Origin of the sequence: Pseudomonas sp. PDM14, from assembly GCF_014851905.1 — a bacterium.
GTDB lineage: Bacteria > Pseudomonadota > Gammaproteobacteria > Pseudomonadales > Pseudomonadaceae > Aquipseudomonas.
Genome location: NZ_JACVAQ010000002.1, coordinates 1,060,888 through 1,077,088, shown reverse-complemented (window position 1 = coordinate 1,077,088; position 16,201 = coordinate 1,060,888). Strand labels below are relative to the sequence as shown.

At 61.3% G+C, this 16,201-nt stretch carries 13 protein-coding genes; 2 read left to right on the top strand and 11 right to left on the bottom strand.

All coding sequences use genetic code 11. The features are described 5' to 3' along the window. Positions 1–48: 48 nt before the first annotated feature. The 6 genes from IB229_RS17550 to IB229_RS17525 form a co-directional block, all read right to left on the bottom strand. Positions 49–2,058 (bottom strand): peptidase U32 family protein, encoded by a 2,010-nt coding sequence (locus tag IB229_RS17550; protein ID WP_192331194.1) that lies wholly within the window; start codon positions 2,056–2,058, stop codon positions 49–51. Between the two features lie 154 nt (positions 2,059–2,212). Next, positions 2,213–2,899, bottom strand: a complete 687-nt coding sequence (locus IB229_RS17545) for a GNAT family N-acetyltransferase (RefSeq protein ID WP_192331193.1) — start codon at positions 2,897–2,899, stop codon at positions 2,213–2,215. Between the two features lie 178 nt (positions 2,900–3,077). Further along, complete coding sequence (locus tag IB229_RS17540) at positions 3,078–3,974, bottom strand: crotonase/enoyl-CoA hydratase family protein (protein WP_192331192.1); 897 nt, start codon at positions 3,972–3,974, stop codon at positions 3,078–3,080. Between the two features lie 182 nt (positions 3,975–4,156). Next, positions 4,157–4,672 carry a hypothetical protein gene (locus tag IB229_RS17535; RefSeq protein ID WP_192331191.1) on the bottom strand — a complete coding sequence of 172 codons (516 nt, stop codon included), beginning with the start codon at positions 4,670–4,672 and terminating at the stop codon, positions 4,157–4,159. A gap of 56 nt (positions 4,673–4,728) precedes the next feature. Further along, positions 4,729–5,205: a hypothetical protein gene (locus IB229_RS17530; RefSeq protein ID WP_192331190.1), complete on the bottom strand. Its 477-nt coding sequence runs from the start codon at positions 5,203–5,205 to the stop codon at positions 4,729–4,731. Positions 5,206–5,295: 90 nt separating this feature from the next. Further along, complete coding sequence (locus IB229_RS17525) at positions 5,296–5,610, bottom strand: hypothetical protein (RefSeq protein WP_192331189.1); 315 nt, start codon at positions 5,608–5,610, stop codon at positions 5,296–5,298. Positions 5,611–6,046: 436 nt separating this feature from the next. On the opposite strand from IB229_RS17525, the gene IB229_RS17520 reads away from it, so the two are divergent. Continuing rightward, entirely contained in the window at positions 6,047–6,775 is a 729-nt protein-coding gene (locus IB229_RS17520; protein ID WP_192331188.1) for a substrate-binding periplasmic protein, read from the top strand. Positions 6,776–6,960: 185 nt separating this feature from the next. Then, positions 6,961–7,152, top strand: coding sequence for a CsbD family protein (locus IB229_RS17515; protein ID WP_192331187.1), 192 nt, complete (start codon positions 6,961–6,963; stop codon positions 7,150–7,152). A gap of 152 nt (positions 7,153–7,304) precedes the next feature. Here the strand turns inward: IB229_RS17515 and IB229_RS17510 are convergent, their stop codons facing one another. From IB229_RS17510 to IB229_RS17490, 5 genes are all read right to left on the bottom strand, one after another. Continuing rightward, entirely contained in the window at positions 7,305–7,841 is a 537-nt protein-coding gene (locus IB229_RS17510; RefSeq protein ID WP_192331186.1) for an REP-associated tyrosine transposase, read from the bottom strand. 590 nt (positions 7,842–8,431) lie between these two features. After that, positions 8,432–8,791, bottom strand: a complete 360-nt coding sequence (locus IB229_RS17505) for a YgaP-like transmembrane domain (RefSeq protein ID WP_192331185.1) — start codon at positions 8,789–8,791, stop codon at positions 8,432–8,434. 1,350 nt (positions 8,792–10,141) lie between these two features. Further along, positions 10,142–11,104 carry a nucleoside 2-deoxyribosyltransferase gene (locus tag IB229_RS17500; protein WP_225579169.1) on the bottom strand — a complete coding sequence of 321 codons (963 nt, stop codon included), beginning with the start codon at positions 11,102–11,104 and terminating at the stop codon, positions 10,142–10,144. Between the two features lie 314 nt (positions 11,105–11,418). Further along, the gene (locus tag IB229_RS17495; protein WP_192331184.1) at positions 11,419–12,678 is read right to left on the bottom strand and encodes a ribonucleotide-diphosphate reductase subunit beta; all 1,260 of its coding nucleotides are present in this window, start codon (positions 12,676–12,678) and stop codon (positions 11,419–11,421) included. Positions 12,679–12,962: 284 nt separating this feature from the next. Next, the gene (locus IB229_RS17490) at positions 12,963–15,869 is read right to left on the bottom strand and encodes a ribonucleoside-diphosphate reductase subunit alpha (RefSeq protein WP_192331183.1); all 2,907 of its coding nucleotides are present in this window, start codon (positions 15,867–15,869) and stop codon (positions 12,963–12,965) included. Positions 15,870–16,201: the final 332 nt, after the last annotated feature.

Here is a 16,201-nt window from a genome sequence, read left to right as displayed (position 1 = left end):
GCTTCGCCCGGTGGGTCGATGAGGCGCGACCCACCTACGAAAGCGACCTTAGTGGCTGTAGCCCGGTTTGTTGCGGATGGTCTTGAGCAGGTCGTCCGGGCTGATGTGGCCGACCACCTGGGTGGCGGCGCTGCCCGGCAGCGGCAGGTCGAGGATGTGGCCCTTCATCTTGCCGACCACGTGCATCTCGCACGGCTTGCAGTCGAATTTCAGGGTCAGCACTTCGTCGCCGTGGATCAGCTGCATCGGCGCAACCTTGGTCTTCACACCGGTGACGCCCTTGGCCTGCTTGGGGCACAGGTTGAAGGAGAAGCGCAGGCAGTGCTTGGTGATCATCACCGGCACTTCGCCCGGCTCCTCGTGGGCCTCGTAGGCCGCGTCGATCAGCTTCACCCCGTAGCGGTGGTAGAAGTCGCGGGCCTTCTGGTTGTACACGTTGGCGAGGAACGACAGGTGCGCCTCCGGGTACACCGGCGGCGGCACGCTGACGGCCTTGCGCCCGCCACGCGGGTGGGCGGCGACGCGGGCCTCGGTCAGCGCGTCGATGGCTTCGCGACGCAGGGATTTCAGCTGCGAGTTGGGGATGAAGTACGCCTGCGGCGCATCCAGCTCCACGGCTTCGGCATGGTAGATGGTGGTGCCGAGCTGGCCGAGCAGGTCGCGCAGTTGCTCCAGCGCCTGCTCGGGCTTGTTCGCCGCCCCGAACGGGCCGTCCAGGCTGACGCTGGCGCTGATACCTTCCTCGCTGGTGGCGGTCAGCTGCAGGCGCTCCTCGCGCAGGGTCGCCTGCCAGTACAGGCCGATGCGCCGCTCCGCCGAGGTTTTCTGCAGCGCGTGCTGCCAGTTGTGGTCGAGGTTGCGGGAGAGCGGGTGATTCGGGCGCAGGCGGAACATGCCCTCGGGCATTTCGTTAGGCTCGACGCGGTAGCGGTAGCGTTTTTCGCCGTCTTCTTCGAATTCGCTTTTCAGCTCGGCGATGTTGGCGCGAAAGCCCACCACGTCGCGCTTGACCAGCACATTGAGGCCGTCGCCGTTGGACAGCGGTTCATGGGTAACGGCGATCAGGTCGCGCTTGCCGACCTTTTCCACCTGGCCCACGTGCAGGCCGGTGAAGGTCGGCGTGTCAAAGGCGCCGATGTCGATCTTGCGGTCGGTGACGAAATAGTCGGTGCTGCCACGGTGGAAGGTCTTGTCCGGGTCCGGCACGAAGAAGTGATCGGTGCGGCCGCTGGCGGCACGGGCCAGGTCGGGGCGGCCTTCGAGGATGCCGTCCAGGCGCTGGCGGTAGTAAGCGGTGATGTTCTTCACGTAGCCGACATCCTTGTAGCGCCCCTCGATCTTGAACGAGCGCACGCCGGCATCGACCAGGGCACTGAGGTTGGCGGCCTGGTTGTTGTCCTTCATCGACAGCAGGTGCTTCTCGAAGGCCACCACGCGGCCCTGGTCGTCCTTCAGGGTGTAGGGCAGGCGGCAGGCCTGCGAGCAGTCGCCGCGGTTGGCGCTGCGCCCGGTCTGCGCGTGGGAGATGTTGCACTGGCCGGAGAAGGCTACGCACAGCGCCCCGTGGATGAAGAACTCGATGGCGGCGTCGGTTTCATCGGCGATGGCGCGGATCTGCTGCAGGTTCAGCTCGCGGGCCAGCACCAGTTGGGAGAAGCCGGCCTGATCGAGAAACCGGGCCCGTTCCAGGGTGCGAATGTCGGTCTGGGTACTGGCGTGCAGCTCGATGGGCGGGATGTCCATTTCCATCACCCCGAGATCCTGCACGATCAGCGCGTCGACCCCGGCGTCGTACAGCTGGTGGATCAGCGTGCGCGCCGGCTCCAGCTCGTCGTCATGCAGGATGGTGTTGATGGTGACGAACACCCGCGCGTGGAAGCGGTGGGCGAATTCCACCAGTTGGGCGATATCGCTCACCTCGTTGCAGGCGTTGTGCCGCGCGCCGAAGCTCGGGCCGCCGATGTACACGGCATCGGCGCCATGCAGGATGGCCTCGCGGGCGATGTGCACATCGCGGGCAGGGCTGAGCAATTCCAGATGGTGTTTGGGCAAGGACATGGGCTTTCTTCTTTTATCAGGCGTGACACGGCAAGCGCGCATTGTAGCCGGCGAGGGGGAGGGTGGCACCTTGAGGTGCCGGGTGGTGTTGGAGGTGAACGGTGGAGAAGTTTCGGGTTGTCCACCCTACAGGGCTGACGCGCCCCGGACTGAATCAGTGCCTGATCAGGCGTTCTTTCACCAGTGCCTCTGCCTGCCGCTCCATCTGATCGAGCAGGTAGTCGCGGTTTCGCTCCGCGTCGCTCATGGCCTTGTTGCCGTTCTGTTTGAGCAGGTAGGCGTGGATCTGCCGGACTTCGATGGACTGGAAGATCGGCGTCAGGTCCTGCACCGCGATCATGCCGTCCGAGCTGTGGTCGCGGGTGTTCATCAGCACCTGCGGCCCGCGGGCGGCCAGCACCTGAAAACCCAGGGCCTCGAAGGTCGGCACCTTGCCTGCTGCGCAGGCCAGTTCGGCGTGCGGGTGGCGGGCGATCATGTGCTGCAGCATGGCGCGGGCGATGCCGCGCCGACGATGGCTGGCCTGCACGGCCATGTAGGCCAGGGTGCAGGCGTCGGGGTCGTCCCTGCTCGGCAGGTAGAGGGCGAAGCCGAGTACCTGGGACGGGTCTTCATCGTCCAGCGCCAGGATCAGCTGCGCGGTGCTCTCCTGTGCGCTGTCCATGGCCTGCAGGTACAGGTGCACCTCGTAGCCGATCACGTACTGGTACAGCTGGTAGAGCGGGTTGCTGGGCGTCAGCGGCACCGGGCTGATGTCACTGAAATAGTCCACCACCATCTGCAGCACCTGGCTTTTCAGGGATTCGGGCGGTGGGTTGCTCAGGTGGGCGAGGGTGAACATCGAGGGGCTCCGGGCGTGCCTGGCGGATCGGTAGGGCGGCATTGTAGCGCCGGCTCGGGTCGAGCGTTCCCGTGTGTCGTTGGCTGTGTCTGATCGTTCAGGAGCGCAATGGGGCGGGTGGACGCCGGAGCGTCGAGGGCTGCATTCCCACGCGCAGCGTGGGAATGATCTGCGGGGATTAGTCCTGCTTTCCGCTGGCGGCCGTCCACTCGTCATAGAACGCCGGCAGCTCGGAGGCTTTACCGCTGAACCGGGCCGGGCGCTTCTCACGGAATGCGGCCACGCCTTCCTTGCCGTCGCCGATGCTGGTGTAGAACATCGCCAGCGATTCGATGCGGTGCGCCTCCAGCGGGTGGGCCTGCGCGCTGTTGCGATAAAGCATCTGGCGGCTGAGGGCGATAGCGGCGGGCGAGCGATCCTGCACCAGGCGGCGGGCGAAGGCTTCCGCCTCTTCCAGCAGGGTTTCTGGCGAGTGCACCGAGCGCACCAGGCGGCCGCGCAGGGCTTCCTGGGCGTCGAAGATGTCGGCGGTGTAGACCCATTCCAGCGCCTGCTGCAGGCCGACGATGCGCGGCAGGAACCAGCTCGAACAGGCCTCGGGAACGATGCCCAGGCGACCGAACACAAAACCGAAACGGGCCTTTTCCGAGGCCAGGCGAAAATCCATGGCCAGGGTCATGGTTGCGCCGATACCGACCGCGGCACCGTTGATGGCCGCTACCACCGGCTTGCGGCAGGCCTGGATAGCCAGGGTCACCCGGCCGCCGGTGTCGCGCACGCCATTGTGGATGTCCGCCGCCTCGAAGCGCTCGTGCAGGTCGGCCAGGCTCGGGGTGAGGGTTTCGTCCAGGCCGAAGACGTTGCCTTCCTTGGACAGGTCCATGCCGGCGCAGAACGCCTTGCCGGCCCCGGTCACCAGGATGACACGCACCCTGTCGTCCAAGCTGGCGCGGTTGAAGGCGTGCTCCAGTTCGTTGGCCATCTCGACGGTGAAGGCGTTCATCTGCTCGGGGCGGTTGAGGGTCAACTTCAGCAGGCCATCGTCGACCTGCCAATCTATCGCGGAGTAGTTCATCGGCTCTGTCCTTGTTGTTGTCCGGCTCAATGGGTGGCGCGCATTGCCGGCGCAGTGTGCGGCGGTGAGGGCGCGGTCGCTCGCTGAGCCGGTATAGCACGCGGGCCATTGGCGGGGTATCGCTCGTTTCTACGTTTCGCCGGGTGAATTGGCAGGCATTTCCAGGCGCGGTGTGGGCACGCTCAGCGGAGGGTGTTCTGCTGGTGCACGGCGAGGCTTCGGGTCTTGGCGGCGAGCACGGCTGCGCGGATCGCGCTGAGGCTTTTCTTACCCGCGGGAAACTCGAGCACGGCACTTTCGGCCAGCGTGTGCAGGCGCTCGCCGTTGTTCAGCGTGAACTGCAGAAACGCCAGGTGATCGCTCCAGGAGCGGTAGCGGCGAACCATGAACAGGCTGTGCCGGGAGCGGACCGAGCGGATGCTGGCCAGCGGGATACGGCGATGGCCGTCAGCCCTGGAAATGATCAGTTCGTCTTCATGGAGGAATGCCGGCGCGCTCTGCCTGACCCGTCGCCACTCCACGCTGAAACGCGCCATCAGGATGAACGCACCGATAGACATCAGCAGGGCGTCAGTCTGGCCGGTGTTGATCAGGTTGATCAGGCTCAAGCCACACACCGGCAGCAGGATGGCGAGGGTGATGACGCGGTAGAAATGGACGTTGCTGAATTCCAGAAAGGTCAGTAGGCGGACATCCATGCGTAGTATTTCCCGATCCTGCCAGTGGTGTGTTTGGCGGGCTTGCGCCTGCCCGCTCAGTAGTAAGCGTCTTCTGCCGCGTGCTTGCGCTGGCGCACCAGGGCGAAGAACGACACCCCGAGCAGCAACAGGCTTCCGCCGACGCAGCCGGTGAACATCCGCCCATCCGTTTGCCCGGCTGCATAGCTCGCCTCGGGCAGATCGACACTCGGGAAAAAGGCGGAATGCACGATGGCGAGCGTGTCGCCTGGCCTGTATTTCGCGGCGTCTTTCTTCGTGAGTTGGGCGTAGGTGCCGGAGAAATACTTGCCGTCGACGCTGTAGTCGTAGTTGAGGAGGTTCACGCCCTGGTCGGGGAATTCAGTGAGCGTCGTGACGTTGGCCTGCGCCTGGACCTTGCTCGCGGCGATGAGGGTGACGGTCGCGCCCTGGCCGCTCAGCAGCGCCAGCACGGCAAGCGGCAGTATGGCGATCAGCGCCAGCGTGGAGAGCGTGTGGAGAAAATCCCTTTTCTCCTCTCGTGGGTAGTACATGGTGCGTGTTCCTTGGGCTGGGCGGGGCGCTGGGTATGCCGGCGCGGTAGCGGATGGCGTGGTTGGAATGCGGGCTGGTGCAGGGCGTCGTCAGCTCGGGTTGTCTGAGCGGCCCTCGACGCGTTGTGCGAGAAGGCCCATCACGATACCGCCGATGATACCGACGGCGCCGCAGATCAGCCCCATGGGCCGGTGGGTGACGAAGCCGACGTTCTTCACATGGGTTGGCAGACCGAGCAGGCCGGTGAACAACAGCATCGCGGCAGACAGGGCAATCAGGTAGACACCGCCCGCGCGCCAGGATTGGCTGGGAATGCCTGTGCTCCGGCAATAGAAGTAGGCCAGGCCGAGTGGCAGCAGGAACTGGGTAACGAGGAAGAGAATCAGGTGGCTGCCGTCGCTCATGGTTGTCTGCTTGTCCGTGGCTAGGCGCAGGGTAGAGCATCTGCTCGCGAGGCTGGGTGACCGGTGACGCAAAATGGCGGAGCCAAGCGTGTGGGCTGGGAGTGCGTGCGAGGTGTCGTCCCCATCTAATGACTTCCACGTTCGTGTGGGCTTGTGTTCCGTTCGGCCGAAATTGCGCCGTCCCGCTTGCGTCGTCGAGGCCATTTTCAGCCCATCGAGTGGCAGCCTCCGCAGACTTGTGGGAGGATCGAACGCGCATGACTTGCTGGTCATGCCGTGTGGCTGTCGCAGGGCAGAACGTGCGCGTATGTTCCATGCCTGTGGAGTCTGCGCCAGTTGTTCACGTTGGGCGAAGCGCTTGGCTGCCAGCCGGTCCACGCGGTGATGGATGTGACACCCCCCTGAAAATAAGACCTAGAACCAAGGTGCGGGACGTATGTTGATACTCAGATATTCATTGCTGCTGGCTGTTCTGGTCAGCGGTATTTGCCGTGCCGATATGCCCGTGGTGACCGTGGGTTATTACGATTTCCCGCCGTCCATCTACACCACGCCCGAGGGACGCACACAGGGGCCTCTTTTCGACCTGCTGACACGCATGCTGCATCGCGCGGGCTACACGCCGGAGTTTCGGGCCATGCCGATCGCGCGGTTGTACAACGAGCTGCGCGAAGGGCGCGTCGACCTCTGGGCCGGCGCGCCCCACAAGCAGGAACTCCAGGGCCATGTGCTGGAGTCGGACCGCCCGCTGGCCGAGGTCCGGCTCAACCTGTATTACCGCCCCGACACCCCTGCGCCCAAGGTGCCGGATGACCTGGCCGGCAAGGTGATGATCATGCTCAGCGGTTACAGCTACTGGCCGCATACCCGCGACCTGCTACTGGACCCGGCGCGGGAAATCGTTCAGCTGCGCACCCACCATCGCGAATCGGCGCTGGAGCTGCTGCGCCGCCAGCGCGGGGACTATCTGCTGGATTACCAGCTGCCCATCGACCAGGTGCTCAAGAGGACGGGCCAGCCGCCGCTGCCCTACGTCACCGTGGAGAACCTGCCCATTCGCCTGGTCGTGTCCCGCAAGAGCTACGACGCGCCGCTGCTATTGCAGAAGATGGATGAGGTGTTCGATCAGATGCAGGCAGCGGGCGAGGATATGGCGTTGCCGTAGCCGTAGCCGTAGCCGTGCTGACCTGAGCCGTAGGGTGGAAAGCCGCGAAGCGTTTTCCACCGTGAATACACTGGCTATTTGCTGAGCGTGTCTTTGCCTCCCCAGCCATTCACTCGTCAGAAATACGAAACGATTGCGCCAGGCTGGGCTCCATTTTCCGTAACCCACTGAAAATGAGGTGTCACATGAGCAGCACGACAGACAAGATCAAAGGCAATGCCAACGAAGCCATCGGTAAAGTCAAAGAGGGCGTCGGTAAAGCGACCGACAATCCTCGTCTTGAAGGCGAAGGCGACGCCCAGCAGGTGAAGGGCAAAGCCCAGCAACTCAAGGGTGACGCCAAGGATGCGATCAAGAAAGGCATCGACAAGGCCTGATAGCATCCCGTTACGCAAAACCCGGCTTTCAGCGCCGGGTTTTTTATGCGCAGGCGACAGTGGTCGGCTGTAAGTCGTTTGGTGATGGTTCCCACGCTATGCGTTGATCGTTCCCACGCTCCGCGTGGGCATGCAGCCCGTGATGCTCCGCGTCACGAATCCCACCGGTCCACCTCGATCAATCCCACCTGTCCCGCATAGTTCCTGGCACTGGAATATCGCCAATGTTCCGCACGGTCCACATACCCTCGTTTGAGTGGATTGTGATGGATGTAATCGAGCTTCTCCCGCATCACCTCGGCGCTGTATACCAGCTCCGCATGCGAACCCTCCTGCCAGAGCTGGTACACCCGATCATCCTTGTGCGCACGCTTGGCGAAACGTAACCGCTGCAGCAAACGTTCCGCCCCTCGCTCTTGCAGCTGATCGATGATGCGGCGCGCCGTGAAGGATTTGAAGCTGCTGACACATTTGCCCAGGTCAGGCGCCTGGGCAACGAAGTACAGATGGTTTTCCAGCACGACGTAGCCATAGAGGCGCAAGTTCTGGTTGGCCTGCTGATAGCGCCAGCAGTCGAGCAGGATCTTGACCAGAGCGGGGCGGGGGAACAACGGCAGCCACTCCAGCACCGTGCAGGTGAGGAAATGCGGCTTTTCAGGTTCGCTGATGACGTAGCGGCTGCGGCCCATTGGATTCTTCCTTGAATCGGCTGGTTGTGGTGTGGATTGGAGAGAGGCTGCCTCCTATCCCCGATGGCCCCCACGCTCCACGTGGCAGCCTAGCCCGCGACGCTCTGCGTCGCCACGTGTCTTCCGGCGCGCAGTTGCTGGCAGGTGGACGCTGGAGCGTCGAGGGCTGCATGCCCACGCAGAGCGTGGGAACGATCAGAGCAGCGCGCGGCCTTCAATCCCCGATAGCTCCCATGCTTCAGCGTGGGAGCAAGCTCGCGATGCCCTGCGTCGCGACGTGTCTTCCGGCGCGTAGTTGCTGGCAGGTGGACGCTGGAGCGTCGAGGGCTGCATGCCCACGCAGGCCGTGGGAACGATCAGAGCAGCGTGCGGCCTTCAATCCCCGATAGCTCCCACGCTCCAGCGCGGTAGCAAGCCCGCGATGCTCTGCGTCGCGACATGTCTTCCGGCACGTAGTTGCTAGCAGGTGGACGCTGGAGCGTCGAGGGCTGCATTCCCATAGTGGCGCGGGAGCGATCGTCGCCGATCAACCATGACGACACCTTTGTTTTTATCTCAGGTGTCTGGCTTAACAAGCGCAGCCCGCTAGGTCAGCTCTTGATTCCACTGAGCGGCGAGTGTGTTTCATGGCCCATCGGTGTGGTATCGGGCAGCGTGACTTCGGGGTCCTCGAAATCGGGGCTATGCACTTCTGAATCCATCGGCATGTGGCTGTAGCGCGCGATATGCGGCAACGGTTGTTCATTGTTTTCCGCCAGGATTCGTTTGGTTTCACAGCGACCTGTCATCCCCCGCGCAAGCGCCATCCCGCCCATGGCGATCTGCACCAGACCGCCCAGGCCGCCACGGCGAACACCTTTGCTCAGCAATATCAAACCGCCAGCCACCGAAGCTGCGCGCTCCAAGCCGTGGACGTTCTGCGGGGCGGTCTTGTCGAATAATGCGCTCATAGGTTTCTCCGTCATTAAGGTAGTCGTTATAGCTGACTGCCTGATCTCGGGACCGTTCAGGCGCACATCGACAAGCAGGGTTGTGCACCGATGAGTTGCAGGGATTGCTGTACTGGAGAAACCTAAAAAAATGCCGATATGACAGGTAGCCACATACCGCAGCAGATGCCTGCCGATCTCGCGACTATCCCGCTCTGCGTCGCATTGTGGCTTCTGGCGGGCAGTTGCTGGCAGGTGGGCGCTGGAGCGTCGATGGCTGCATTCCTACGCGGAGCGTGGGAACGATCAAAACGATCAGTGCAGCGCGCGGCCTTCAATCCCCGATAGCTCCCACGCTCCAGCGTGGGAGCAAGCCCGCGATGCTCTGCGTCGCAACGTGGCTTTCGGGGCGTAGTGGCTGGCAGGTGGACGCTGGAGCGTCGAAGGCTGCATTCCCACGCGGAGCGTGGGAGCGATCTACCGTGGATATCCAATTTGCTTGCCGCCTGTTGCGGCTTCTCGGTTTTGAGTGCAAACGCGGCGCTTTCCTCGGCAGGGACTACAGATTTCGCCTTGCACGGCGAGTCCCTTTTGGCAAACGCCCCAAAAGGAACCAAAAGGTCTGCGCCCCTGCATCCGGCCCCGCCTGCGGCGGGGTTCCCTCACTCCATCATTGCTCCAGGGGCCCGCCGCGAAGGGCCATCCCTGGCCCATCGCGGCTCTCGCGACATCCATGTCGCTCAACCCCTTACGCAACGATTCCGTTCGGCCTCCTGAAAGGGGCGATTGAAGTTGCCTGACGATCCGATGGCTCCCACGCTCCAGCGTGGTAGCAAGCCCGCGACGCTCTGCGTCGCGCCGTGGCTTTCGGCGCGTAGTGCTGGCAGGTGAACGCTGGAGCGTCGAGGTCTGCATTCCCACGCAGAGCGTGGGAACGATCAAACCCCGTCAGGAGGCCGAGCGTAGGTGTTGCGTAGGGGGACGAGCCGCATGGATGCGGCGAGAGGCTTAAAGGGCCAGGGACGGCCCTTGTAAGCCGGCCCCCGGAGCGGCACCGGAGGGAGGGAAGTTTCGCGTAGCGAAACCCGGATGTCGGGCGCGCTTTCTCTTTGGTTACTTTCTCTTTGCGCGCGCAAAGAGAAAGTGACTCGCCGTGCGAGGCGAAACCTATAGCCGGAAGCCGAAGAAAGTGTTGCGATATCAAATAGACGGTTTGGCCGGGGTGAGGGGATAAGAACTCGAAGTTTTTTGTGACTCCGATGGTGGACAAGCTTCGCGTTGTCCACCCTACAAAAGCCGACCTGTTCGTAGGGTGGAAAACTGCGAAGCGTTTTCCGCCGTGCACATCCAGGCTATTTGCTTGCTAACGAACTAATTTTGCAAAGCTGCTTTGAATACTGCTTCCTCAGGATTGCGTAGTGCAGATAATATGTTCTCTGCAATTTTTTCAATGAGTTTGCTGCCCCAAAATGGGTCGGTTACATCGTAGTAAATAACACGAATATGTTGGAGGTCAAAGGGTACGTCTGACTCGTTTGAGCAGACTAGAACGACTGGTTTGTTCAGTGCGTGTGCTAGACCTAATTCGTAAAAAACATTCGGATTTCTATTTGTAAGCTCTGCGACAAGCACTTTTGAGCTGTTTATTCCTTGCCATATCTGATCAATTATTTTTCCGGTACCAAATATGTCTGCGTCGGCTCGTATTGGAGTTAAACCTGCTTTTTGTATGGCTGGTTCGTATATGGCGGAGTAATATGCGCCTACTGGGTTGGCAAAAGGCATCATTACAAAGCATGTGTCTGAGCTCTTAAAAGATACCTGCCGGCCTAGTTTTTTTATTCGATCATCGCTTGTGTTGGTCGAGGCTTCATGAGCTACATCTAGTATTCTTCTTTTTCCGCTATGCTCATCCAATAAGCTTGCATCACGGATTGTCTCAAGAAAGATGGTTTCAAACTCTGAAACTTTGTCTTCTGGAATTTTAAATTTGTCTACCAGCGCGTTTCTGAAAAATTGAGGGTCAGGCAAATTTTCTCCGCGGTAGTGTTGATAAACATCTCCAAAATCTGGTGCCTGCAGAACTGCTTCCCTTAGGCCGATAATTTCATCTTCTGTCTGCTGTGGTCTGATTATTTTTCTGGCTAGGTCTGTAACGGCTACTTGTCCGGGAGCAAGTCTTTTCAAAATTCCATATTTTAATGCTGAGCTGACTTCAACTTGAAAAGGCCCCCCGAATCCGACACCAACAAATTTGGCGGCCTCCCTTTCGGAACAGGATTGACCAGCATTCTGATCAAGTATTGCTTTTGGAATACGTAGAACTTTGCTCAATGCCTGACGCGGGAATTTCGCCGCCTTTCCGGACTTTGCCGCAGCAGATTTTTTACGCGCAGGAGGCGTTTTTTTCGCGGTGCTGGCTTTAGGTAGCGGCTTCGTCTTATTCGTTTTCGTCGAAGGTTGTTTTGCTTTTGTAGTTTTGGGAAGAGCTATTGGAGATTCAGTTTGTGGCTTTCAACATCAGTAGTCATAGCAGTTCCTTTTGAGACACTTTATGTAGCAAAAAGCCCCGCACAAGGCGGGGCTTTTTTTATTCCCCAACATCCATGGCAGGTGTAGGGTCAATCTACGCTGATGTCAGCTGGCCATCAATCCCAGCTCAACGCCCCACCAGTCTGATATTCAATAACCCGCGTCTCGAAGAAGTTCTTCTCCTTCTTCAGGTCCATGATCTCGCTCATCCACGGGAACGGGTTGGAAGTACCCGGGTACTCTTCCTTCAGGCCGATCTGGGTCAGGCGGCGGTTGGCGATGAACTTGAGGTAGTCCTCCATCATCGCTGCGTTCATGCCCAGTACGCCGCGCGGCATGGTGTCACGCGCGTATTCGATTTCCAGTTGGGTGCCCTGAAGGATCATCTGGGTGGCTTCGTCTTTCATCGAGGCATCCCACAGGTGCGGGTTCTCGATCTTGATCTGGTTGATCACGTCGATGCCGAAGTTCAGGTGCATGGACTCGTCGCGCAGGATGTACTGGAACTGCTCGGCGGTGCCGGTCATCTTGTTGCGGCGGCCCATGGAGAGGATCTGGGTGAAGCCGCAGTAGAAGAAGATGCCTTCCAGTACGCAGTAGTAGGCGATCAGGTTGCGCAGGAACTGGCGGTCGGTGTCCGGGGTGCCGGTTTCGAACTTCGGATCGGAGATCGAGCGGGTGTATTTCAGGCCCCAGGAGGCCTTCTTCGCCACGCTCGGGATCTCGTGGTACATGTTGAAGATCTCGCCTTCGTCCATGCCCAGCGATTCGATGCAGTACTGGTAGGCGTGGGTGTGGATCGCTTCCTCGAAGGCCTGGCGCAGGATGTACTGGCGGCACTCGGGGTTGGTGATCAGGCGGTATACGGCCAGCACCAAGTTGTTGGCAACCAGGCTGTCGGCGGTGGAGAAGAAGCCGAGGTTGCGCATGACGATGCGGCGTTCGTCGTCGCTGAGGCCGTCTTTGCTCTTCCACAGAGCGATGTCGGCGTTCATGTTCACTTCCTGCGGCATCCAGTGGTTGGCGCAACCATCCAGATACTTCTGCCAGGCCCAGTCGTACTTGAAGGGGACGAGCTGGTTGAGGTCGGCGCGGGCGTTGATCATCTGCTTGTCGCCGACCTGCACGCGTGCTGCCGAACCTTCCAGGTCATCCAGGCCTTCCTGGATGTCGAGGTCGTTCAGGGCCTGCTTGGCGCGGGCGACGGCGGCGGAGTCGTTGGCGTCGACGGCACGTGCTTCTTCGACGGAGCCGGCAGCTTCGCTGTCGAGCTTGTCCAGGCCGGCTTCCACGTTGGCCTGTTGTGCAGCGGCGTTGCCCGGCTTGGATGGGGCAGCGTTCTCTTCGGGTTTGTCGAATTCGTCCCAGCTCAGCATGGTGGTTTCCTCCTGATCGGGTGCCGGCTCGGGCCGGTCATGAATATGGGTTGCGTTGGGTGTGCACGCAAAAACGAAAATCTGTAGGGGAGGGCGCTGTCTTGCCCATCCCAAGCGCAGCATTCGCTGCGCTTGTGCAAATCCTGGGCGCTTTCTCGCGTGGAGCTGAGCGAGTGAGCGCTAGGCGCCCGGTGAGTCGGAGCCCCTGAGCGTACGCCTGTACGTGATGGGGGCCGACTTGCCGGGCAACAACGCGCGCGCCGTTTAGCTACGCGCGTTCACGCTTACTGGCAGGCTTCGCAGTCTGGCTCGTCGATGGCACAGGCCTTCGGTACGGGCGCCGGACCGGCTGCCTGCAGGCTTGCCGATTCCGCCGGAGCGGCCTGCAGGCCTTCGGTGTTGCCACCGCTGGAAACGGCGTTGAGCTTGCCGGTGTTGATGGTCGACTTCTCGGTGCTGGTCGCGGCCAGGGCACGGAGGTAGTAGGTGGTTTTCAGACCACGGTACCAGGCCATGCGGTAGGTCACGTCGAGCTTTTTGCCCGAGGCGCCGGCGATGTACAGGTTCAACGATTGCGCCTGGTCGATCCACTTCTGGCGACGGCTGGCGGCATCGACGATCCACTTGGTGTCGACTTCGAACGCGGTGGCGTACAGGTCTTTCAGGTCCTGCGGGATGCGCTCGATCTGCTGTACCGAACCATCGTAGTACTTCAGGTCGTTGACCATGACCGGGTCCCACAGGCCGCGGGCCTTGAGGTCGCGAACCAGGTAGGGGTTGATCACGGTGAATTCGCCGGAGAGGTTCGATTTCACGTACAGGTTCTGGTAGGTCGGTTCGATCGACTGCGACACGCCGGTGATGTTGGCGATGGTGGCGGTCGGTGCGATGGCCATGATGTTCGAGTTGCGGATGCCTTTCTGTACGCGAGCACGCACCGGGGCCCAGTCCAGGGACTCGGTCAGGTCGACGTCGATGTACTTCTGGCCACGCGCTTCGATGAGGATCTGCTGCGAGTCGAGCGGCAGAACGCCCTTGCTCCACAGCGAACCCTGGAAGGTTTCGTAACTGCCTCGCTCGTCGGCCAGGTCACAGGAGGCCTGGATGGCGTAGTAGCTGACCGCTTCCATGGAGCTGTCGGCGAACTGCACGGCGGCGTCGGAACCGTACGGGATGTGCTGCAGGTACAGGGCGTCCTGGAAGCCCATGATGCCGAGGCCGACCGGGCGGTGCTTGAAGTTGGAGTTCTTCGCCTGCGGCACGCTGTAGTAGTTGATGTCGATGACGTTATCGAGCATGCGCACAGCAGTCTTGACGGTTTTTTCCAGCTTGGCCAGGTCGAGCTTGCCGTCGACGATGTGGTTCGGCAGGTTGACCGAGCCCAGGTTGCAGACGGCGATTTCGTCCTTGTTGGTGTTCAGGGTGATCTCGGTGCACAGGTTCGAGCTGTGGACCACGCCCACATGCTGCTGCGGGCTGCGCAGGTTGCACGGATCCTTGAAGGTCAGCCACGGGTGGCCGGTCTCGAACAGCATGGAGAGCATCTTGCGCCACAGGTCTTTGGCCTGGATGGTCTTGAACAGCTTGATCTTGCCGTACTGGGTCAGGGCTTCGTAGTACTCGTAGCGCTCTTCGAAGGCCTTGCCGGTCAGGTCGTGCAGGTCCGGCACTTCGCTCGGGCTGAACAGGGTCCACTGGCCGTCGTCGAACACGCGCTTCATGAACAGATCCGGAATCCAGTTGGCGGTGTTCATGTCGTGGGTGCGGCGACGGTCATCGCCGGTGTTCTTGCGCAGCTCGATGAACTCTTCGATGTCCATGTGCCAGGTTTCCAGGTAGGCACAGACAGCGCCCTTGCGCTTGCCGCCCTGGTTGACCGCCACGGCGGTGTCGTTGACCACTTTGAGGAACGGCACGACGCCCTGGGACTTGCCGTTGGTGCCCTTGATGTAGGAGCCCAGCGCGCGCACCGGGGTCCAGTCGTTGCCCAGGCCGCCGGCGAATTTCGACAGCATGGCGTTGTCGTGGATGGCGCTGTAGATGCCCGACAGGTCGTCCGGCACGGTGGTCAGGTAGCAGCTGGACAGCTGCGGGCGCAGGGTGCCGGCGTTGAACAGGGTCGGCGTCGACGACATGTAGTCGAACGAGGAGAGCAGGTTGTAGAACTCGATGGCGCGGTCTTCTTTCTGCTTCTCTTCGATGGCCAGGCCCATGGCCACGCGCATGAAGAACACCTGCGGCAGTTCAAAGCGGGTGCCGTCCTTGTGGATGAAGTAGCGGTCGTACAGGGTTTGCAGGCCCAGGTAGGTGAACTGCTGATCGCGCTCGTGATCGATCGCCTTGCCCAGTTTTTCCAGGTCGAAGGATTGCAGTTTCGGGTCGAGCAGTTCGAACTCGATGCCCTTGGCGATGTAGGCCGGCAGCGCCTTGGCGTACAGGTCGACCATCTCGTGGTGGGTGGCGCTGGTGGCGACACCGAGGAAGCCCAGGCCTTCGGCGCGGATGTTGTCCATCAGCAGGCGCGCGGTGACGTAGGAGTAGTTCGGCTCACGCTCGACCAGGGTACGGGCGGTCATCACCAGGGCGGTGTTGACGTCGCTCTGGGCCACGCCGTCGTACAGGTTCTTCAGGGTTTCGCGCTGAATCAGGTCGCCGTCGACTTCGGCCAGGCCTTCGCAGGCTTCGGTGACGATGGTGTTCAGGCGGCCCATGTCCAGCGGCGCTACGCTGCCGTCGGCGTGGGTCACGCGGATGCTCGGGTGCGGCTGGGCAACGTCGCTGCCGCTGCGGGTGGCGCGTTCCTTGGAACGGGCGTCGCGGTAGATCACGTAGTCACGGGCGACTTTCTGCTCGCCGGCGCGCATCAGGGCCAGTTCGACCTGGTCCTGGATTTCTTCGATGTGGATGGTGCCGCCCGACGGCATGCGACGCTTGAACGTGGCAGTGACCTGCTCGGTCAGGCGCGCGACGGTTTCATGGATACGCGACGAGGCGGCAGCGGTGCCACCTTCAACTGCAAGGAACGCCTTGGTGATGGCAACGGTGATCTTGTCATCGGTGTACGGCACGACGGTGCCGTTCCGCTTGATCACGCGCAGCTGACCGGGGGCAGTGGCAGCCAGATCCTGGTTGGATTCGGCAGCCTGCGGCGCCACGGCCTGCGGGTTCTCGCGAGTTGTGTCGGTATGCATGGGGATCGGGTCTCCGTGTTTTTCTTTATTTAGTTGGACGCTAAGGCAGTTGAGTGCCGCGCCGTACCACCGTTCATTCCGTATCGACAACGCCAGACGGACAGCACGTGGCTGTACGCATGGGGACTTGCAATCAGGGCAGGGAAGGTACGACTAAAGCGCCTTCCTGGCTCTTGAAGTCTTGTGCTGGCAGTTACGCTAGCACCACTAGATGTTGTGGCTCCATCCCCGAAGGGCCGGAGCGTGATCAAGTCCCCATCGCTCTGCTGGCGTTGCTGGGGTGCTTGCTCGAAATCGGTGAAGCTGGATCGTCTTTGCTGGCGTTCATCTGC